Source organism: Pseudomonas sp. OV226, assembly GCF_003148705.1.
GTDB lineage: Bacteria > Pseudomonadota > Gammaproteobacteria > Pseudomonadales > Pseudomonadaceae > Aquipseudomonas.
In genome coordinates this window covers 334,483-355,887 of sequence record NZ_QGGS01000002.1, presented here as the reverse complement: position 1 = coordinate 355,887, position 21,405 = coordinate 334,483, and the positions used below count along the sequence as shown (strand labels likewise).

Genomic DNA, 21,405 nt, shown 5'->3' with positions numbered 1-21,405 from the left:
GCATGTCCGGGCGCGGCGCGCACTGTCAGCCGCGCTCGGACGGCACTGACGACAATTCGAACGGACTGCTGCTACGCCGCTGGTTGCGATCTTCGCGCGGCGTGGCACCAAAGAAGTTGCGGTAGGCGCTAGAGAAATGCGGCCCCGAGGAAAAGCCACACGACAGGCCGATCTGGATGATCGACTTGCTGGTTTGCATCAACATCTGCCGCGCCTTGTTCAAGCGCAACTCCAGGTAATACTGGCTCGGCACACGGTTGAGGTACTGCTTGAAGATGCGCTCCAACTGTCGACGGGACACGCACACGTGCTGGGCGATTTCGTCGGTGGTCAACGGCTCTTCGATGTTGGCCTCCATCAGCAACACCGCTTGGGTGAGCTTCGGATGGCTGGAGCCGAGACGGTTTTGCAAAGGAATGCGTTGACGCTCGCCGCCTTCGCGAATGCGCTCGACCACCAGTTCTTCCGACACGGCACCCGCCAGTTCGGCGCCGTGATCACGGGCCAGCACGGCCAGCAACAGGTCGAGTACCGACAGGCCGCCGCACGCGGTCAGACGATCGCGATCCCAATCGAACAGGTGGCTGGTGGCGATGACTTTCGGAAAACGTTCGGCGAAATCGTCCTGCCAGCGCCAATGCACGGCAGCACGATAGCCGTCGAGCAAACCCAATTGCGCCAACGGGTAAACACCGGCCGACAAACCGCCAATCACGCAACCGGCCCGCACCAGCTGTTTCAACGCACTGCTGAGCGCCGGCGCAAGTGCAGTCGGCGGCTCATCGGCGAGTAGAAACAGCTTCTGGAAGTTTTCGAGCTTGCCGGCCCAGGGCTCACCCGGCAATTGCCAGGCGCCTTCGGTCGGCGGTTCAGCCTGCAAAAACGACAGTTCGTAAACCACGTCCGGGTGCACACGCTGGGCAACACGCAAGGCCTCCTCAGCCAGCGCAAGCGTCAGGGCTTTAGTGCTGGGCCAAATCAGGAAACCAATTCGATGGGCAGTCATGGCGGGCAATCCGAAACGAAGAACGGTGATGAAGGCATGGGCCAATGCTAGCCCGGAAATGAACACAAATCTCAAAGCCAGCAAAGATCAAATGTGGGAGCTGGCTTGCCTGCGATAGCGGTGTATCAGTGCCAAAGATGCCAACTGGCCCACCGCCATCGCAGGCAAGCCAGCTCCCACAGTAAATCGGGGCCAGCTTTCAGACTGCGAAGCATGCACTATCGCGGTGCACAACGGCAGCCCTGATTACTTCAAGCTGCCCGAGAGGAATTGTTGCAGACGTTCGGACTGGGGATTGACCAGCACCTCACGCGGATTGCCACTTTCTTCAACGACACCTTTGTGCAGGAACACCAGTTGGTTCGACACTTCACGGGCAAAGCCCATTTCGTGCGTCACCACCACCATGGTCCGGCCTTCCTGGGCCAGGGCCTGCATGACTTTCAGCACGTCGCCGACCAGCTCCGGGTCGAGTGCCGAGGTCGGTTCGTCAAACAGCATCACCTCAGGTTCCATCGCCAGCGCACGGGCAATCGCCACGCGTTGCTGTTCGCCGCCGGACATGTGGCCCGGGTAAGCGTCCTTGCGATGACCCACGCCCACCTTGTTCAGGTAGTGCTCGGCTTTTTCGCGGGCTTCGGCCTTGGACATGCCCAGCACGTGAACCGGCGCTTCCATGATGTTTTCCAGCGCGGTCATGTGCGACCACAAGTTGAAATGCTGGAACACCATCGACAGGCGCGAACGCATGCGTTGCAGCTGTTTCGGGTCGGCCGCTTTCAGCGCGCCGTCCTTGTTGGCGACCAGTTTCAGCTCTTCGTTGTTGAGCAGAATCCTGCCCGCGTGCGGCTGCTCCAGCAGGTTGATGCAGCGCAGGAAGGTACTTTTGCCGGAGCCACTGGAGCCGATGATGCTGATCACATCGCCAGCCGCCGCTTTCAGGGACACGCCCTTGAGCACTTCGTGACTGCCATAGCGTTTATGCAGGTCTTGGACTTCAAGTTTGTACATGCGGTCGGTTCTCACAAAAACAGTCAGTCAGTCGTTGAGCAAGCGCCCGTGACGCAGCGCTTCGCGCCCCGCCACCTTGGCCAGCCAGAAACCGGGTTGGGCATAACGCAGCCGTTCAATGGCAAACAGCACCCCGGACGTACCAGCACACACCGTGCTGACCCGATCCGACAACGGATCGATCACTTCAAAAATCTCGTCACCGGTTTCGATCCACTCACCGGGTTTACGCAGAAAACTCACCACACCAGGGTGCGGTGCAAACAACAATTCAGTGCCTTCGAACGGCATGCCTTCGCAAGGCTCTTGCGCAGGTTTCGGCCATTCACCGCTGATCAAGCCCTGTTCGGCGAGGAACGCCAGAATGCCTTCAGCGTGAGCCTCAGACTCAGCGCGACCGGTATCAGCCTGACCACCTAATTCAATGGTAGTCGCCAGACACGCCAGTGGAATCTGCGCCTCCGGGAACAGGCGCGACAAACGCAACCATGGCAGCGAGCAGGCTTCGTCGAACGAACTGCCACCGGAATCTTCCGCCAGCAGGCCGACCCGCACATTCAGGTGCGCGGCCAACGAACGCCAATGCGGCCAGTGTTGTGGCAGCGCGTACATATGCAGCGCCGCTTCCGAATCGCAATGCAAATCCAGCACCACGTCAGCCGTGCAGGCGTGGCTGAGCAAGATGCGTTGCATGCCTTGCAACTGGCTGCTCGCCTCTGGCAATACGGCCAGATGATCAGCCATCGCCTGACGGATCAAGCGAATGTTGGCATGCGCATCATCACCAAGACTTCCAGCCAACGCAGCCGCAACCGGCGCACTCAACTCGACGAAATCACGGTTGAAGTTCTTGCCGCTGCCCGCTTCGAAACGCCCTTGATGATTGCCTTGAACCAATTGGCCGAGGCCCATCGGATTAGCCACTGGCACCAGTTCGATCACGCCGTTGAGCAAGCCCTGGGCTTCGAGTTCGGCCAGGCGCTTTTTCAGCTCCCAGGCCGTGCGCATCCCCGGCAGTTCATCGGCGTGCAGGCTGGCCTGAATGTAGGCCTTGCGCTCGCCGCGGCCGAAGCGGAACACCGAAATCTGGCGTTCGCTGCCCAGGTGGCTCCACGGCAATGCATGATCGATGCGTTCCATATCAGTGCTTCCGCGGGGCCAGGTAGCCCAGCCAGCGGCGCTCGGCCAGTTTGAACAGCTTCACCAGAATGAAGGTCAGGCACAGGTAGAACACGCCGGCGGTGATGTAGGCTTCGAACGGCAGGTAGAACTGGGCGTTGACCGTGCGCGCGGCACCGGTGATGTCGATCAGGGTCACGATGGACGCCAGACTGGTGGTCTGCAGCATCATGATCACTTCGTTGCTGTACTGCGGCAACGCCCGGCGCAGGGCCGATGGCAACAGGATTCGCTTGTACATTTTGTAGCGCGACATGCCCATGGCCTTGGCGGCTTCGATCTCGCCGTTCGGCGTAGCACGCAGGCTGCCGGCGATGATTTCAGCGGTGTAGGCGCTGGTGTTGATGGCAAAGGCCAGGCACGCACAGAACGTTGCGCTGGACAGCCACGGCCACAGGAAGCTTTCACGGACTGCTTCGAATTGCGCCAACCCGTAGTAGATCAAAAACAGCTGCACCAGCATCGGCGTGCCGCGGATCACGTAGGTGTAGAGCCAGGCGCTCATGTTGACGGCGGCGTTTTTCGAGACGCGCATCAAGCCCAGCGGCAAGGCGCACAGCAGGCCGAAAAACAGCGACAGCGCGAGCAATTTGAGGGTAGTCACCAAGCCGCCGAGGTACAGCGGCAAGGACTCCCAAATGACGTTGTAGTCGAAGATCATAGATCAGCCGCCCTTACGCCTACCGAGTAGCGCTTCTCAAGGTGACGCAATGCCAGCAACGAGACGCTGGTGATCACCAGGTACATCGCCGCCACTGCGAGGAAGAAGGTGAAAGGCTCGCGGGTGGCATCTGCCGCCTGCTTGGCCTTGAACATCATGTCTTGCAGGCCCACCACCGAAATCAACGCGGTGGCCTTGGTCAAGACCAGCCAGTTATTGGTAAAGCCCGGAATCGCCAGGCGAATCATCTGTGGCACCAAGACCCGGAAGAACACCTGAAAACTGCTCATGCCGTACGCCATGCCAGCTTCTGCCTGCCCCTTCGGGATCGCCATGAAGGCGCCACGGAAGGTTTCCGACAGGTACGCACCGAAGATGAAACCCAGGGTGCCGATACCGGCGGCCAACGGGTTCAGGTCGATGTAGTCGTTAAAGCCCAGCAGCGGTGCGACGCGGTTGAGCAGGTCCTGACCGCCGTAGAAAATCAGCAGGATCAACACCAGATCGGGAATACCGCGGATCACCGTGGAGTACAGATCGCCCAGCCAGGCCAGCCAGCGAACCGGCGACAGACGCAGCGCAACGCCGATCAGACCCAGAACGATGGCCAGGGCCATGGACGACAAGGCGAGCTGAAGCGTCAGCCATGCGCCATCGAGGATGACAGCCCCGTAGCCTTTCAACATGATTCAGGTCCTCGAAAGTTGGGATGAAAAAATGGCGCAAACCTCAGAGATCCTGTTGCTTGCGCCATTTCGGACTTGTCGCTTGGACGTATTACTTGCCGTAGATATCGAAGGCGAAGTACTTGTCCTGGATTTGCTTGTACTTGCCGTTCTCACGAATGGCAGCGATGGCAGCGTTGAGCTTGTCCAGATCAGCCTTGTCGTCCTTGCGAACAGCGATACCTACGCCGTCGCCGAAGTATTTGACGTCGGTGAAGGCCGGGCCAACGAAGGCGAAGCCTTTGCCAGCGTCGGTTTTCAGGAAACCGTCATCCAGCAGCGTAGCGTCTGCCACGGTGCCGTCGAGGCGACCGGCGGCCACGTCGAGGTAGATTTCGTTCTGCGAACCGTAAGGCTTGACCTCGGCACCCAGCGGGGCCAGGACTTCACGGGCGAAACGCTCGTGGATCGAACCACGCTGCACGCCAATGTTCTTGCCCTTCAATTCAGTCAGGCCGTCGCTGACTTGAGTGCCGGCCTTCATGACCAGGCGAGCCGGGGTGTTGTAGTACTTGTTGGTGAAGTCGACAGACTTCTTGCGGTCTTCAGTGATCGACATGGACGACAGGATCGCGTCGATCTTGCGCACTTTGAGGGCCGGGATCAGACCGTCGAACTCTTGCTCGACCCACACGCACTTGACCTTCATCTCTTCGCACAGGGCGTTGCCGATGTCGTAGTCGAAACCAACGATGCTGCCGTCCGGTGCTTTGGAAGCGAACGGAGGGTAAGCCGCTTCGATACCAATTTTCAGAGGCTTTTCATCGGCGAAGGTTGGCAGAGACAGCACGGACAGTGCCAGGGCGCCAAGCAGCACGAGTTTCTTCATCTTGGGACTCCATCGGTAAAGGGCAAAAACGGCAGAGTGAGCGACAGCCCAATATGCGAGTGAGTAGAACCACAAAAGCGATTGCTGCGCCCTGGGAATCGCGTGTTGATTTTCAACACGGACACTGACGAGCGAGTGACCGGCATTCTAACGACAGGCCCGAAGCCGATATTTCTTCAATGCGACAACTAATTACAGAAGCACCGAGAAAGCCGCCTGAGCGCGTTGACAGCCCTGCAAAATCATGCAGGAGCAAAAGACAGTGAACCGATCTATGTAGCAAATTGCGGGCCTATTATTGGCAAACCCTTCTAATCCGGCAAGCTTGGCGTTAGTTCTTATTTTCCAGGGGGGGCTAAAGAGGTCCAGGAATGGGGCTTGGCGTTTCCCTATGCCTCGAATTGGCGCGTGCGGTTACACATTCAGTTACTTGAAGGGGGATGGGTAACAGTGGGAAATGACTGACGTGGTAGGCCGATAATTATTGGCTGGTGTTTATGTGGCGCTGATCGTTCCTACGCTCTGCGTGGGAATGCATCCAGTGACGCTCCGCGTCACGCACCTCAAGGAACGCGGAGCGTCCCGGGCGGCATTCCCACGCGGAGCATGGGAACGATCGGCACAAAAAAGCCCCGCCAGGCTCAACACCTGGCGGGGCTTCGATGACGCTACCGCCGGCGCTTACGCGACGTGCATGGTCTTGTGCGTATCAATCAAATGCTGCACCACACCCGGATCCGCCAGGGTGGAGATATCCCCCAACCCGTCGTACTCGGCCGTGGCAATCTTGCGCAGAATCCGGCGCATGATCTTGCCCGAACGAGTCTTCGGCAGCCCCGGTGCCCACTGGATCACATCCGGCGAAGCGATCGGACCAATCTCCTTACGCACCCAATTTTTCAGCTCCAGGCGCAGTTGCTCGCTCGGCTCTTCGCCACCGTTCAGGGTGACGTAGACATAAATGCCCTGCCCCTTGATGTCGTGCGGCACCCCGACCACCGCCGCTTCGGCGACTTTCGGGTGAGCAACCATCGCACTTTCGATTTCGGCGGTGCCCATGCGGTGCCCGGACACGTTGAGTACATCGTCCACGCGACCGGTGATCCAGTAGTAACCATCGGCATCGCGACGGGCACCGTCACCGGTGAAATACATGCCGCGGAAGGTCTTGAAGTAAGTGTCGACGAAACGGTCATGATCGCCAAACAGCGTACGTGCCTGGCCTGGCCACGAATCGAGAATCACCAGGTTGCCCTCGGCAACGCCGTCGATGATGTTGCCCAGGTTATCCACCAGGGCCGGCACCACACCAAAGAACGGACGTGCCGCCGAACCCGGCTTGAGGCCGTGAGCGCCCGGCAACGGGCTCATCATGTTGCCGCCGGTTTCGGTCTGCCACCAGGTATCGACGATCGGGCAACGGGACTTGCCGACGTTCTTGTAGTACCAGTCCCAGGCTTCCGGGTTGATCGGCTCGCCGACCGAACCCAGCAGACGCAGGCTGCTGCCATCGGCGCCTTCAACAGCGGCGGTGCCCGAGGCCATCATCGCGCGGATCGCCGTTGGTGCGGTGTAGAGGATGTTGACCTTGTGCTTGTCGACGATCTTCGCCACACGGGTGATGTCCGGGTAGTTCGGCACGCCTTCGAACAGCAACGTGGTCGCGCCGTTGGCCAGCGGGCCGTAGACGATGTAACTGTGGCCCGTGACCCAGCCGACGTCGGCGGTGCACCAGAAGATTTCGCCCGGACGATAGTCGAACACACGCTCATGGGTCATGGCCGCATACAGCAGATAACCGCCGGTGGTGTGCTGCACGCCCTTCGGCTTGCCGGTGGAGCCAGAGGTGTAAAGGATGAACAGCGCTTCTTCGGCACCCATCTCTTTAGGCGCGCACACGGTGCCCGCCACTTTCATCAGGTCTTCGTACCAGATGTCGCGATGCTGGTTCCACTTGATCTCGCCACCGGTGCGCTGGCACACGATGACCTTCTGGATGCTGCTGGTTTCCGGGTTGGTCAGCGCGTCGTCGACGTTGGCCTTGAGCGGGATTTTCTTGCCGGCACGAACGCCTTCGTCAGCGGTGATCACCACTTTGGATTTGCAGTCGATGATGCGACCGGCCAGGGCTTCCGGGGAGAAACCGCCGAACACCACCGAGTGAATCGCGCCGATCCGGGTACAGGCCAGCATGGCAACCACGGCTTCAGGGATCATCGGCATATAGATAGTCACCACGTCGCCGCGGTGTACGTCCTGACCACGCAGGGCGTTGGCGAACTTGCAGACTTGTTCGTGCAGTTCGCGGTAAGTGATGTTGCGGCTTTCGGCGGGGTCATCCCCTTCCCAAATGATCGCGATCTGATCACCGCGCTCGGCCAGGTGACGGTCGAGGCAGTTGTAGGAAACGTTCAGCGTGCCGTCGGCGAACCATTTGATGTCGACATGGTGATCGTCGAAGGAGGTCTGCTTCACCGTGGTGAAAGGCTTGATCCAGTCGAGGCGCTTGGCCTGTTCGCGCCAGAAACCGTCCGGGTTGACGACCGATTGCTGGTACATGGCCTTGTAGGTCGCCTCGTCAGTCAGCGTATTAGCCAGAACCTCGGGACGAACGGGATACAGGGAAGCCGCACTCATCTTTCTTACCTCGGTGGAATAGTTGTTTTTGTATGGCACCGTTTTAGCCGTGCCGGGCCTATAGAACCATTCGACGATGGTAGTAACAAGCCCCTACAAAATGTCGTGAATAGCCCGCAACCCCAACTACCACGCCTCTTTCAGGGTGTTTCAACCCCCCGCCACAATGCGGTCTGTAGCAGCTGGCGAAGCCTGCGTCCGGCTGCGCAGCAGTCGTAAAATCAGCAATTGCGGTGTATCAGGCAGACCGCGTTTAGCCGGATATACGACTGCTGCGCAGCCGGACGCAGGCTTCGCCAGCTGCTACACGTCGTGCGTTGTCCTGGATAGACGGGGCTGTTTACGTGGATTGTTACGAAATCTGTCAAAAGTGTTTATCAAAACCACGGCTATATGATTGAAACCCCCACGCCTAAAATCTGCCACGCCAACAAGGCAATCTGATTAACCAAGTTGCAGCCCCCACGAAGGCCGTTAATCAAGCACTCCGGTAACCAAGCTCCACACGCAACCCCACAAAGGTTGCGTGACCCCATTCGACCTCTAAAAGGTAAATCCGAAATGAAAGCTTTATTAGTTCTGGTCCTCAGCAGCCTGTGCGCAACCGCCATGGCAGACGAGGCCCCGACTGATGTCGCACAGCAACAACCGGTAGTTGAGGAATACACTTACTCCACCCACCTGGACATCGCCAAAGTTGTCTCCATGAGCGAAGTACCAAACGTGTGTGAAGTTGTCCCGATGAAAATGGAATACGACGACTCCAAGGGCCAACGCCATATTTTGCGCTACAGCATCATGGGCAACGGCTGCTCTAACGGCTAATTCCCGGCTCTCACTTCCCCCCAAGGTTCGACCCATTCGCCCGCCCTTCCAGGCCAATGCAGCGCCGAACCTTGAATATCGATTTGTTCGATTGTTTTAAGCGTTTATTTGCGCTTTTTAATCGAAATAGCTGGCGTAGTATGAATTCCACACCCAAGGCACAAAACGTCCACAAACCTGGAGCCACCACCATGAAAACCAAATTGATCTTCGCCCTGACCCTGTCCGTCCTGGCCGCCAACACTTTTGCCGCCGACGGCTACGACCGCACCGGCTCGGCTTCTTACACCACTGAAGCGGCTGTCGCTGCTGATGGTTACGATCACTCCGGCTCGGCCTCTTTCGCCGCCGATGGCGCAGACCATATTGACGCCGGCAAACTTGCTTCGGACGGCTTCGATCACACTGGCGCTGCCAAACTCGCCGCCGATGGCTTCGATCACACTGGTGCTGCCAAGGTTGCTGCTGATGGCACAGACCACGTCGGTGCCGCTCGCCTGAGCTGATCATCGAGCGTGACTTACAGCCCGACTTCGGTCGGGCATAGTTGTGTCTGGAGCCACCGGAAACCGGCTCAAAACACAACATGTAGTGAAAAACCTGATTTTCTGGCTGTTTTTTGAACAAGAAATCAATTCATCAAAATTTATGAAAAAAAATCTGCACCCGCAATCTCCAGCCAAAGCCCTATAAACCCTCGCTCCGACCGAAAAACCCTCCTTCTCGACCGCTCCATGCGCGGATTCGCCCCACCACGGCCGCAAAAATTTCCCTATAATGCCGCCTTAAACGGGCCTGTAATATTCCCTTACAGGGATGAAAGCCAGTCCGAAGCCCAAAGCGACGTCGCCAACGACTGCAGCGCCATCAGCGGCTCTCGGAACCCCGTACAATATTATGTTTATTTGCCTGCGTGTACCGCTGCAAAAAACGCTATCCAACGCGGCCAGTACGGCCGTGTGAAAAACCAACCTTTCAGTTTTCACACGGGCATCTGGCCCTCACGCAGGAGACGACACGTCATGCTGAGCTGGGACGAATTCGACAAAGAAGACAGCGGCGAAGCCGTGGTAAAAGGCGCTAACGCCGGCCACGCGACCGAAGCCAACATGGACCGACTCGACACCGCTGGTGGTGTCGCCGCTCAAGAAGCTCGCGCCGTAACCGCGAACGACTCTGCCGCAATCGCCCGTGCCAAAGCTGCCCTGGACACCCTCGACGTCGCCGAAGGCCTCGCCGAACTCGAAGGCGCCTCCGCCCGCGTCGCTGTCGACGAAAAGCGCATGATCAACTGTCGCGCCGACCTCAACCAACTCGTACCGTTCAAGTACGACTGGGCCTGGCAGAAGTATCTGGACGGTTGCGCAAACCACTGGATGCCGCAAGAAGTCAACATGACCGCCGACATCGCCCTCTGGAAAGACCCGGAAGGCCTGACCGACGACGAGCGCCGCATCGTCATGCGCAACCTCGGCTTCTTCTCCACCGCCGACTCCCTGGTTGCCAACAACCTGGTCCTGGCCGTGTACCGCCTGATCACCAACCCGGAATGCCGCCAGTACATCCTGCGCCAGGCGTTCGAAGAGGCGATCCACACCCACGCCTACCAGTACTGCATCGAATCGTTGGCCATGGATGAAGGCGAGATCTTCAACATGTACCACGAGATCCCATCGGTCGCGAAAAAAGCCACCTGGGGCCTCAAATACACCCGTTCGATCTCCGATCCGAAGTTCGAAACCGGCACCGTCGAAACCGACAAAGAGCTGCTGCGCAACCTGATCGCCTACTACTGCGTTCTGGAAGGCATCTTCTTCTACTGCGGCTTCACCCAGATCCTCTCCATGGGCCGCCGCAACAAAATGACTGGCGTCGCCGAGCAGTTCCAGTACATCCTGCGCGACGAATCCATGCACCTGAACTTCGGCATCGACGTGATCAACCAGATCAAAATCGAAAACCCGCACTTGTGGGATGCCGAGATGAAGGAAGAGGCTTCGCAGATGATTCTGCAGGGTACTCAGCTGGAGATCGAATACGCTCGTGACACCATGCCTCGCGGCGTGTTGGGCATGAACGCGGCGATGATGGAGGACTACCTGAAGTTCATCGCTAACCGTCGTTTGAGCCAGATTGGTTTGAAGGAAGAGTATCCAGGGACTACGAACCCGTTCCCTTGGATGAGCGAGATTATGGACTTGAAGAAAGAGAAGAATTTCTTTGAGACGCGCGTGATTGAATACCAAACTGGTGGTGCGCTTAGCTGGGATTGATTTCCGAGCTCGCCGCGATTTGATGATTGCAGTGTGAATCGACAAATCGAAAAAGCAAAAGCCCCGATCTGATCGGGGCTTTTTATTCGGCCATGGATACTCACTTCCACCTCACGCCCAGAAAATTCCTACGACACTTACAGCAGTTTCCACCTCAATGGCCACTCAAAACCCTAACCGTTATGACAGCCCGATCGTTGAGGCCTTTGCTACAAAATGAACAGGACCGGAAGCCTTGCCGCGCACCTAAACTCGGTGGAATTAGGCATTTCTACTTAAAGTTCATTTCTTGCCCGTCACCCTAGTGAACCGTTACCATTTAACGCATATAGGGCGTGTCACTTTTGGGCCGCAACTCACCTGAGCGCTACAGTGCGCTTTTCTATTTTCGTCTTAGGCGCATCGACTAAATCAATGAAATATAAGGATTCTATCCCGGTCATCGACCTCTTTGCCGGCCCGGGCGGACTCGGGGAGGGATTCTCTTCAATCGGTGGCCCTGAGAAGGGAGTACGTAAGTTTCAGCTACGTGTCTCGATAGAGAAAGATCCTGTCGCTCACGCGACTTTGTCCCTCCGCGCATTGTTTCGCGCTTTTCCAAAAGGTGAAGCACCGGAGGCTTACTACCAATACATCCGGGGCGAAATTACTCGTGAAGAGCTTTTCAAGCATCCGGACGTACCGGCAGAAGCAGTGGAGGCAGCACAAGAAGCTAAGCTCGCAGAGCTTGGTAAAATTTCGCCCGATGAGGTCGACAATTGGATCAGGGAAGCCTTGATAGGCGCAGATGAATGGGTACTCATTGGCGGCCCGCCGTGCCAAGCATACTCAGTAGCAGGACGTGCCCGTCGAACACGTGAGAGCCAAGAGGAGTTTGAAAGCGACGAGAAGCACTTTCTCTACAAAGAGTATCTGCGCATTATTCGCGAGTTCAAACCGACGATCTTCGTCATGGAGAACGTGAAAGGCATACTGTCCTCGAAGCACAGTGGCTCGAACATTTTCCAGCAAATTCTCGAGGACCTCTCGACTCCTGGTGATGGTCTTTCGTACAACATCCGCTCCTTAGTCGTCCCTAAAGATGTGGAGAAACCAGATCCACATGACTTTGTCATTCAAGCCGAACGTCACGGTCTTCCTCAGGCTAGACACAGGGTTATCCTGCTTGGGGTTCGCTCTGACGTTGCCTCGAGCTGCCCTGCTCTATTGGAGCGTCCGCAAAAGTTTGTAATGGAACCCAGCAAAACGGTTTTCACCGTTGGGCAGGCTTTATCAGGGCTCCCTCCAATACGGAGCAAAATTTCAAGGGGAGGAGATTCTCTCGAAGCCTGGCTCTCCGCGTTAGAGGAGGCCAGTTCTATCCTTTTCCGATCCTATGAAACTGGCCGCGGGGAATTGATAGACGCTGTGAAAAGTGCTGCTGAAGACGCAAAGAGGCTGAAATCTAGTGGCAGTGGATTCGTACCTTGGAATGTAGTTCCAGAAATGAATACCAAGCAATGCGAGTGGTTCCTCGACCCACGACTGAAAGGGGTATTACAACATGAGGCTAGGAGCCATATGCGCTCTGACCTGCATAGGTATATTTTTGCAGCAAGCTACGCACGGTTGAACGGCACCTCACCAAAAATATACCAATTCCCTGCCCAACTCCTACCAGCTCATGAAAACGTGTCTTCCGATTCCGTTCCCTTTAGTGACCGTTTCAGAGTTCAAATGGAAGATGGCCCGTCTACCACCGTCGTCGCTCACATCGCTAAAGATGGCCACTACTACATTCACCCGGATCCAAGTCAGTGCCGCAGTTTGACTGTTCGCGAAGCGGCTCGACTGCAGACTTTTCCTGACAATTACTTCTTCGAGGGAAATAGAACACAGCAGTACACACAAATCGGAAACGCAGTCCCGCCGCTTCTTGCTAGAAAAATCGCAGCTGTTGTCGCTTCGATCATCGACGCCTATCGATCAGGAAAAAACCACCAAGCGTCACTTGGCATTTGATCGAACCGGACAGATTATCGAGCAACGCAATCAGCGCCAGATAGTTTCGGGGGCAGGTACCCGCAACGACGGCGAATTTTCAGCCTGCCTCAGCCAATGAAGATTCGCGACCTACTAACTCCGCCCATAGTTTTGAGCTTTCTCTCTGGGTAATGGGGGTGTCAGAGCGTCTCAGGAATATCTCTCATGGGAGGAGAGAACGGTCGAGAGAACTTAGCCTCCAGACGCTCTAAACGCTTCGCCTACTCAGAGATCATCCTGATTTGCTGTCTCATCAAGACGATCATTGACTTCTCGAGCCCAAATTTCGATCTGATTAACAAGCTGAGGAGAATTACCTTTCTGCGAGCCACGGTCAGCTATTGCCGTAGGCTCCTGCAGCGGCGCCACTCCTTTACTTTACGTGCTTATGACAAGTGGATATTGTGAACAGAGTAGCTTCACTGCAAAGTTCTTCGTGACATATCTATGTAAGTGATTTCTGGTAGGTTTCACGCCCCATTGCTCACCGTGCCGATAGGGACATCTTTATGTCAGCCTTGAGGGTGGTCATGATTTGTACGCCTTAGAGAGCGGGAACATGGACAAGGAATCGCCCCTGAAAACAAACATATACAGCAAGCTCATTTCTCAAGTCATTGTTGCGGAAGCTTCTCATGATGCGGACGCATGGGGCATGTGGGTAGCACCGTGGTGAAACTAAACCCTTTGCTCCGTATGGCGGTGATTGCTGGCGTAGAGGTCGCTGTAAAACTTCATGTTGCGCGGGGTGACGATCTAGATGCCCGGGACAGTGGAGGTGCCACCCCCCTGATGCTTGCTTCCGCACGAAGAAAGACGGGCATTGTGCGGTTGCTTTTGGTTGCTGGAGCAAACCCAGAGCTGCTCGATTCGGAGGGCCGGGGAGTCATAGCCTATGCGGAGAAGGGTGGATGTCCTGAATGCATTGCTCTACTAAGACAGGCACTAGACGCTTTCGGCCAAGTGAATGAGAGCGTATCTGATGACTGCTTCTCACTGCCAAGTGAGTCTACTCCGGGCGATGCGACAATAACAGAAGCATTTCAGACCACCTATAAAGCGGAGGATGAAGCGGCGGTAGTGGCCACTCAGGATGAGGTAGCCATGTCCGAAGTTTGCCTAGGCACTGTGCATCAAGAAGCGATGCTGGAGAACACTAATAGCGAATTAGATGACCTGCTCAATTTCGAGTCCGCGATAGAACCGCAAGAGTTCTTCGCCCGATCCAATAGCGAATCGGCTTCGGGGTCATTCGTTGCGATCGTCAGTTCGGAACCTGTGGTTTGGGATGACAAGGAGGTGGATTGGGATCTCGACCTGTCAACTGCACAGATTGCCGGTGATGGTATCAGCACTAACGTTGCAGCAGCGGCCGATCACGGCGCAGAGAATGACTTCCTGAAGGTCCGTAACCGCGGCCGAAAATCGGTTAAACGCGCTGTCCTCCAGACCGGCACGCGGCTGTCGATTAATCCGGAGATATGCATCACCTGGGCGAAGGAAACTCTGATGAAGGGATGGTGCTCTTTCGATGATGTCGACCGGCTGGTCGCCCATTGTGAGGGCAATGGTGATTTCGAAGAGCTACGCATTAATCTCCAGCGCAACTTGGAATCTGCCGGCTTCGATATTTTCGATCATTCTGACGAGCATGATGTTGTGCGATGGGACGCCAGATCGGACATTTCAGACATATTGTCCGGCGAGCTAGCTGAAGCGATTGAGGCAGCCCTTACGCGTGAAACGAGGCTGCCAGGCACGCAAAAATTCAGCATGGACAAGTCCTACGAACAGCAGCTGCTGGGGCCAATAGCGAGGGCAAAGCAGGAGCTTCAGCTAGGGATTCTCGCCTCCGAAGCCGCCATCGGAACGATCCTCGATGTCTTCGACAGCATCCGCAACGGGTACCGAGCTCCCGACTCTGTCTCGCTGAGGATCATCACTCCCTCGCGTTTGAACCACACGGAGACGGCCGAAGTCATGGCCGCCGTGGAAGCCCTTAAGTCTTGGCAGGCCAATGGTCGCAGGATGGAAGGTAAGCAGCGAAGAGAAGCGCTTGATGCGCTCGATGCGCTCGATATCTCTCTGGCGTTTCACAAGGATTTGGTCCGCTCCCTAGAGCAAAATATGGGGAGCATCGAACACTCCATTCAGCTGGACAAACTGATTTCGGTCTATGAGGCTGCCACTGCGCGTCTTATCCGCGAGCATCTTCCCTTTGCTAGGCGTTTTGCGGCAAGAAACGTGGAGGAAGGCGAAGACCCGGAAGATGTTTTCCAAGTGGTATACACGGGGTTGCAGCGATCGACGAGGCGTTTTGACTCAGCGCGAGGGGATAGGTTCGTTATCTATTGCACCTTCTGGATGCAACAGGCGCTAACGAGATGGCGTGCAGATGAAAGTGCATCGGTCCGCGTACCTGCGCATCGGTATTACAATTTGACAATGCTTGATCGCGTACTAGACAAGCTCGACATTCGCTCTGACGGCGCTGTTTCGGACAATGAACTTGCCACTGAGCTAGGGTGGACAACTGATCAAGTGCGAGAGTTTCGCAAAATACCCCGTAATGCTGTATATCCCGAAAGCATCGAGGATTGGGATGAGCTCTTACCCGCCCAAGAGCATGAAGATATCTTCGACAATGCAGAAACTGTGAGGATTGTAGTGGATGCATTGGCTGAGTTGGATTCGCGTGAAGCGGCTGTGATTAAAATGCGCTTCGGAATAGGATGCGACGAAGAGATGACCCTCGAAGAAATTGGCAAGTACTACGATTTGACACGCGAACGCATTCGACAGATCGAAACTAAGGCGCTTCAACGTCTATCACTTCCGGCACGCAAGGCCCGCTTGAAAAAACTAATGGGGATTGAATAGCGTGGGAGTTAGAAATGCACCTCCCTATGCTGGTTCGATGCTCGAGTCACTTCGCGGGCTCGGCTACTCCCTACCTACTGCACTTGCCGATATCATCGACAATTCCATCGCGGCGAACTCGAGCGAGGTCGCCGTTCATCTCGAATGGGCCGGTCCGGAGAGCTGGGTAAGGATCGTTGATAATGGCGACGGTATGGACGATGCTAGTCTTGAGGCCGGGATGCGGTTCGGTGCGCGCGATCCGAGGGCTGAACGCGCTGCTAGTGACCTCGGTCGCTTCGGGCTGGGTCTGAAGACCGCGAGTTTCTCCCAGGCACGGCGACTGACCGTCGCCAGTAGGCAGAACGGTGGACCTGTCGTGTGCCTGCGCTGGGACCTAGATCTCATCGGTCAGGAGTCGGGCCTCGAATGGCCGATCTTCGAAGGGCCCGCTTCGGGATCGGAGCAGCTGTTTGCGCCACTCGAACAGATGGAACACGGCACAGTTGTCCTCTGGGAGAAGCTCGACCGCATCGTGACCGATGGATTCGGCGCCACAGACATGATCGAGCTCGCGGATCGCGTTGAAGCACATCTTGCGATGACCTTTCATCGTCTCCTCGACGGCAATCAGCCAACGCTTCGCCTCCTTCTGAACGGCAGAGGGGTAAAGCCGTGGGACCCATACCTGATGGGGCATCCCGGCAAGGCGCTCGAAAGCCCTGAGTATCGAATTCTCCACACCACAGGTGTGACGGTTCAATGCCACGTCCTTCCTCATCGCGACATGCTCAAGCCCACCGAACAGGAAGCCGCAGCCGGGCCCGGAGGATGGACGCAGCAGGAGGGCTTCTACGTCTACCGCAACAAGCGTCTCCTTCTCGCCGGGGGCTGGCTTGGCCTCGGCGATGGAGGCAAGCCATGGCCACGCGATGAAGCCCACAGACTTGCCCGCATCCGCCTCGACATACCGAACAGCGCGGACGCCGATTGGAAGATCAATGTCCTGAAGTCGGCGGCCAGCCCGCCGGTACGACTGCGATCTCAACTTAACCGTCTGGCATCGGAAACACGCGACACAGCGAGGCGGGTTTTTGCCCACAGGGGGCATATTGCGCAGGTGTCAGGCCCGCGCTCGAACGCCGTAGCAGAGGCATGGCAGGTACGCCGCTCGGCACAAGGGACATCCTACCGAATCGCGCGCGACCATGACCTGGTAGCGTCGATCCTAAATCGCGCCGGTGCGCTTAAGCCCGATATCCTCGCTCTACTAAGGCTCATCGAGGAGACTGTTCCCGTTCAACGCATCTGGCTTGATACGGCGGAAGACAAGGAAACGCCGAGAACAGGTTTCGCCGGAGCACCTAACAATGAAGTGATGGAAACGTTGTCCTCAATATTCGAAGCGCTGGTGAAGTTTCGCGGACTCAGCCCGACCGAGGCGCGCGAACGGCTCGGTCGCACGCCCCCATTCGACCGGCACCTCGAACTGGTTGCAGCCCTTGGAGTGAAAGATACGCAATGACGAATTCGAACCTGAAAGCTTTCGATTCAATCCTATCTATGGCGCAGAACATGCTCCGCCTCGCCGAAGAGCGCGCTCAGAGCCCTGTCACTCCGGAGATGATCGAAAAGGAGCTGACCAAGCTAGCGATCATGATGGAGGACGACTTTACCCTCGTCGATCGCGACGCGCTCGTCGATGAACTGATCCGCCGATCCAGTCGTACGGTGGGTAAGAACGCTACTCTTTCGAGCGGTGAGGACCATGTCGTTTGGCTCGAGGCGGAAAGGAAGAAGAACTGGACCTACTGGCAGCGTTACTCCGAGTACATGGAAGCACGCATCCCTTGGACGGCCCTCGATGCCCTCGACCTTGCTACGGATGAAGTTCTGTCGCAACTCGAGGACCCGACCCGGGAAGGCGCATGGGATCGTCGCGGGATGGTCGTGGGTCACGTTCAGTCGGGAAAGACCGGCAACTACACCGGATTGATCTGCAAGGCCGCCGACGCAGGTTACAAGATCATTATCGTGCTGGCCGGCCTGCACAACAATCTGAGAGCCCAGACACAGATCCGCCTCGACGAGGGGTTCTTGGGTTTTGCCACCATCGCTGACGCTGATGAGCTCCCTGCGGTCGGCGTGGGATTGATCGATAAGGACTTGTCTGTCCGTCCCAACGCTGCAACCAATCGAAACGACAATGGCGACTTCAACACGGTTGCTGCGTCGAGGATGAACATCAGCCCGGAACAGCGGCCATGGCTGTTCGTGGTCAAAAAGAACAAGACAGTACTCGAGCTCCTGCTGCACTGGATCCGCAACCGTGTCGCCAACCACGTTGACCCTGAAACCGGGCGCAAGCTCGTCACTAACCTGCCTCTACTAGTGATCGACGACGAGTCCGATCATGGATCGGTCGACACGGGCGAAGACATCGTGGATGAGTTCGGCGCCCCGGATCTCGAACATAAACCCAAGACCATCAACAGGTTGATCCGCTCGATCCTCCACCACTTCTCGAGGAAGGCTTATGTCGGCTACACGGCGACGCCCTTCGCAAACATCTTCATTCATGACCGCGGCGAGACACAGGAGCACGGACCAGATCTATTCCCAGCAGCCTTCATCACCAGTCTTGCGGCACCATCGAACTACGTCGGGCCTGGCCGTGTCTTTGGATCGGCTTCCAGCACTCCTGAAGACCTACCCATGGTCCGCCCCCTGTCGGACAACGAGTTCCAGACTTGGATGCCGCCACGGCACAAGAACGGATACCGACCACGGTGGCAGGGAGAGGACTGTGTGCCAGATTCACTCGCAGAAGCGATCCGTTCCTTTGTCTATGCCTGTTCCGTGAGGAAGCTGCGCGGACAGGGCAGCAAGCATTCCTCGATGCTCATCCACGTTACCCGCTTCACTTCGGTACAGAATGCCGTCGTTAACCAAGTTGCGACGTACGTGCGTGATCTGAAGGGTCGCTATACCCGCGGTATCGAGCTTGCGGAGCTCGAGGCGTTCATGCGCAAGGAATATGAAGAGACTTTCTTACCAGGCATGCAGGGGATCCGCTCTGCGCTCGTCGAAGGCGAAGCGTTGGAGGACTTCTCGTGGGCGGACATTCGTGCCGTCCTCCCCAATGTGCTGTCCGACATACGCGTACGCGAGATCAACGGCAGTGCCAAGGACGCACTCGATTATGCTGACAACGATGTCACCGGCCTCAAGGTGATTGCCATCGGCGGTGACAAACTTGCCAGAGGTCTAACGCTCGAAGGTCTCTGCACGAGCTACTTCCTGCGAACTGCACGCATGTACGACACGCTCATGCAGATGGGGCGCTGGTTTGGCTACCGCGACGGTTACCTCGATGTCTGCCGCCTCTACACGTCGCAGGAAATGGTGGAGTGGTTCGGCCACATCGCGGATGCCGCCGAAGAGTTGCGCCAAGAGTTCGACAACATGTTTGCGGCGGGAGCTACGCCCAAACAGTTCGGGTTGCGCGTGAAATCGCACTCTGTGCTCACGGTGACGTCGCGGGCCAAGATGAGGAACGCTCGCGCGATGCAGTTGACCTACTCCGGCGATCTGCTGCAGACCATCGTGTTTCCCAATCGCAAGGACGACATCACTGCGAACTTCAAGGCTACTAGTCGTTTCATCGCCGAACTCGGCCCCTCAAAGGACCTGAACGACCAGCTCTTCATACCGAATGGCCAGAATTGGAACGGTCACCTTTGGCGAGATGTGCCAGCTCTAAGCATAATTTCGTTCCTTCGGAACTATAGAACGCACCCGGCTAGCTTCCGAATTATGAGTCCGTTGATCGCCGACTTCATCGAGGAGATGAACAAGGGGCGTGAGCTCACGAGCTGGACGGTCGCCCTGATCGGAAAGGACAGCGGCCCCGACGACAAAGACCGCACGGTAGGTGGTTGTTCGGTCAACATGCTGCAGCGGAAGCGAACGACCGAACATGAGGATCGATACTCGATTAAGACCCTGATATCGCCTCGAGATCAGGCCATTGATCTGACGGAGGCGGAATGGAAGGCTGCGCTGGAGCTCAGCCAGAAAGCCTGGCGCAACGACACTGATCGCAACGAAGGCAAGGAGCCTCCGTCAGAACCAAGAGGACCCCAGATCCGTCGGGTTCTCGGAGAAGGCGTCGCCGAAGCAGGCATCCCGCCTCGCCGGGAACGCGGCCTGCTGATGCTCTATTTACTGGATCCAGAGGGTGCTGGCGTCGATGAGCTGAAGGATGCCGATCCAGTCGTCGCTTGGTCAATCAGTTTTCCGTCAAGCACTTCCGAGAGAAGGGTTTCCAATTCAAGGTATATCGCCAACAGCGTACTGTGGGGAGGTCTCAATGAGTGGGTGGACTGAAGAGGGGCTCGCACGTGCGTGGCGAGCGCTCGCACGCCAGGAAGCAGGGGAAGACTGGCGATTCGTCCACCTCACGGGAATTGGCGCTCTCTCGGTCGAGGCGGGATGTCACTTTCCCTTAGGTCGTGAAGCACTGATCGTCTCCTTTCCCGGATCATGGTCGGTCAATCCGGCACGGCTGCCCGAAGGCAAGGGGTTCGACGTATCCAACATAGAAGGTCAGCTTGTGTTCGCCGGAAAGACGGCCATTGCTCTTGTGAGGCGGCCTGAAGGGTCACCGGATATCTTCGCCATCATGGTTGTTGATATCTTGAGGACGCTGGAGGCTGCAGCCGAGAACGCAAGCCGCGACGTGATGGATGCCTTCCTTGAACGGGTCAGGGAGTGGCAGGCATTTATGGCTCGAACGCACCGCCCACTTTCGTCTGATGCGCAGATCGGCCTGTTCGGCGAACTGTGGTTGCTCAATCTGCTAACGGACACGCCCCTCGGAGCGGGTGCTCTCGACTGCTGGCAGGGACCTTTGCGGGCGGCGCAGGACTTCCATGTTCGGGGTGGCGCGATAGAGGTAAAGAGCACTGTTCGAACCGGGAGTTTCCTTGCTCGGATTAACAGCATCGAGCAGCTGGATGGTGACAGGGCACCCATCTTCCTCTGCGCCTTTCGCTTTGAGGAAAACACTGATGGGGCATCGCTCGCCGGTCTTGTGTCCAAACTCCGCGAAAAGTTCGAACTGGCCGGAGTGCAACGCGGATTCGAGGCGTTACTCATGGTGATGGGATACCTCGACGAGCATGCAGCGCTCTATGGCCGCACGCTGACATTGAAGGACGCGAGAGCGATCCACGCGGAAGGTGGCATGCCGCGCCTCACTCGTGCCGCGCTGCCAGCGGCCATCCGCTCGGCGGCCTATGTGCTCGACCTTGACGCCCTCGAAGTCCCCACCATCGGACTCTCGGAGCTGATTAACGAATTTGGACTGGATTGAA

The 21,405-nt window shown here is 57.0% G+C and carries 15 protein-coding genes; 8 read left to right on the top strand and 7 right to left on the bottom strand.

Annotated features, from left to right (window positions below):
* Positions 1-25: 25 nt before the first annotated feature.
* The 7 genes from argR to acs all read right to left on the bottom strand — a co-directional run bounded on the left by argR (position 26) and on the right by acs (position 8,048).
* Positions 26-1,006, bottom strand: a complete 981-nt coding sequence (argR, locus tag C7534_RS04725; RefSeq protein ID WP_109785135.1) for a transcriptional regulator ArgR — start codon at positions 1,004-1,006, stop codon at positions 26-28.
* Between the two features lie 246 nt (positions 1,007-1,252).
* Positions 1,253-2,017, bottom strand: coding sequence for an ABC transporter ATP-binding protein (locus C7534_RS04720; protein ID WP_046031526.1), 765 nt, complete (start codon positions 2,015-2,017; stop codon positions 1,253-1,255).
* 27 nt (positions 2,018-2,044) lie between these two features.
* Positions 2,045-3,157: a succinylglutamate desuccinylase/aspartoacylase family protein gene (locus C7534_RS04715; protein WP_109785134.1), complete on the bottom strand. Its 1,113-nt coding sequence runs from the start codon at positions 3,155-3,157 to the stop codon at positions 2,045-2,047.
* 1 nt (position 3,158) lies between these two features.
* Positions 3,159-3,857 carry an ABC transporter permease gene (locus tag C7534_RS04710; protein ID WP_077431439.1) on the bottom strand — a complete coding sequence of 233 codons (699 nt, stop codon included), beginning with the start codon at positions 3,855-3,857 and terminating at the stop codon, positions 3,159-3,161.
* Complete coding sequence (locus C7534_RS04705) at positions 3,854-4,543, bottom strand: ABC transporter permease (protein ID WP_077431437.1); 690 nt, start codon at positions 4,541-4,543, stop codon at positions 3,854-3,856. The genes C7534_RS04710 and C7534_RS04705 overlap by 4 nt, the downstream gene beginning before the upstream one ends.
* A gap of 91 nt (positions 4,544-4,634) precedes the next feature.
* Positions 4,635-5,411 (bottom strand): ABC transporter substrate-binding protein, encoded by a 777-nt coding sequence (locus tag C7534_RS04700; RefSeq protein ID WP_077431435.1) that lies wholly within the window; start codon positions 5,409-5,411, stop codon positions 4,635-4,637.
* A 681-nt stretch (positions 5,412-6,092) separates the two neighbouring features.
* Entirely contained in the window at positions 6,093-8,048 is a 1,956-nt protein-coding gene (gene acs, locus C7534_RS04695; protein WP_109785133.1) for an acetate--CoA ligase, read from the bottom strand.
* Between the two features lie 561 nt (positions 8,049-8,609).
* Here acs and C7534_RS04690 point away from each other — a divergent pair.
* From C7534_RS04690 to C7534_RS04650, 8 genes are all read left to right on the top strand, one after another.
* Positions 8,610-8,873: a DUF2790 domain-containing protein gene (locus C7534_RS04690; protein WP_046031965.1), complete on the top strand. Its 264-nt coding sequence runs from the start codon at positions 8,610-8,612 to the stop codon at positions 8,871-8,873.
* A gap of 191 nt (positions 8,874-9,064) precedes the next feature.
* Positions 9,065-9,379: a hypothetical protein gene (locus tag C7534_RS04685; protein ID WP_109785132.1), complete on the top strand. Its 315-nt coding sequence runs from the start codon at positions 9,065-9,067 to the stop codon at positions 9,377-9,379.
* A gap of 516 nt (positions 9,380-9,895) precedes the next feature.
* On the top strand, positions 9,896-11,146 hold the full coding sequence (locus tag C7534_RS04680; RefSeq protein WP_007943877.1) for a ribonucleotide-diphosphate reductase subunit beta: 1,251 nt from the start codon (positions 9,896-9,898) through the stop codon (positions 11,144-11,146).
* Positions 11,147-11,560: 414 nt separating this feature from the next.
* Positions 11,561-13,147 (top strand): DNA cytosine methyltransferase, encoded by a 1,587-nt coding sequence (locus C7534_RS04675; RefSeq protein ID WP_109785131.1) that lies wholly within the window; start codon positions 11,561-11,563, stop codon positions 13,145-13,147.
* A gap of 669 nt (positions 13,148-13,816) precedes the next feature.
* On the top strand, positions 13,817-16,048 hold the full coding sequence (locus C7534_RS04665; RefSeq protein ID WP_109785129.1) for a sigma-70 family RNA polymerase sigma factor: 2,232 nt from the start codon (positions 13,817-13,819) through the stop codon (positions 16,046-16,048).
* Positions 16,049-16,085: 37 nt separating this feature from the next.
* A complete protein-coding gene (locus C7534_RS04660) occupies positions 16,086-17,552 on the top strand; it encodes an ATP-binding protein (protein WP_177412218.1) in 1,467 nt (488 codons plus the stop codon).
* Entirely contained in the window at positions 17,549-20,416 is a 2,868-nt protein-coding gene (locus C7534_RS04655) for a Z1 domain-containing protein (protein ID WP_109785127.1), read from the top strand. The genes C7534_RS04660 and C7534_RS04655 overlap by 4 nt, the downstream gene beginning before the upstream one ends.
* Complete coding sequence (locus tag C7534_RS04650) at positions 20,400-21,404, top strand: PD-(D/E)XK motif protein (RefSeq protein WP_109785126.1); 1,005 nt, start codon at positions 20,400-20,402, stop codon at positions 21,402-21,404. Before C7534_RS04655 ends, C7534_RS04650 begins: the two co-directional genes overlap by 17 nt.
* Position 21,405: the final 1 nt, after the last annotated feature.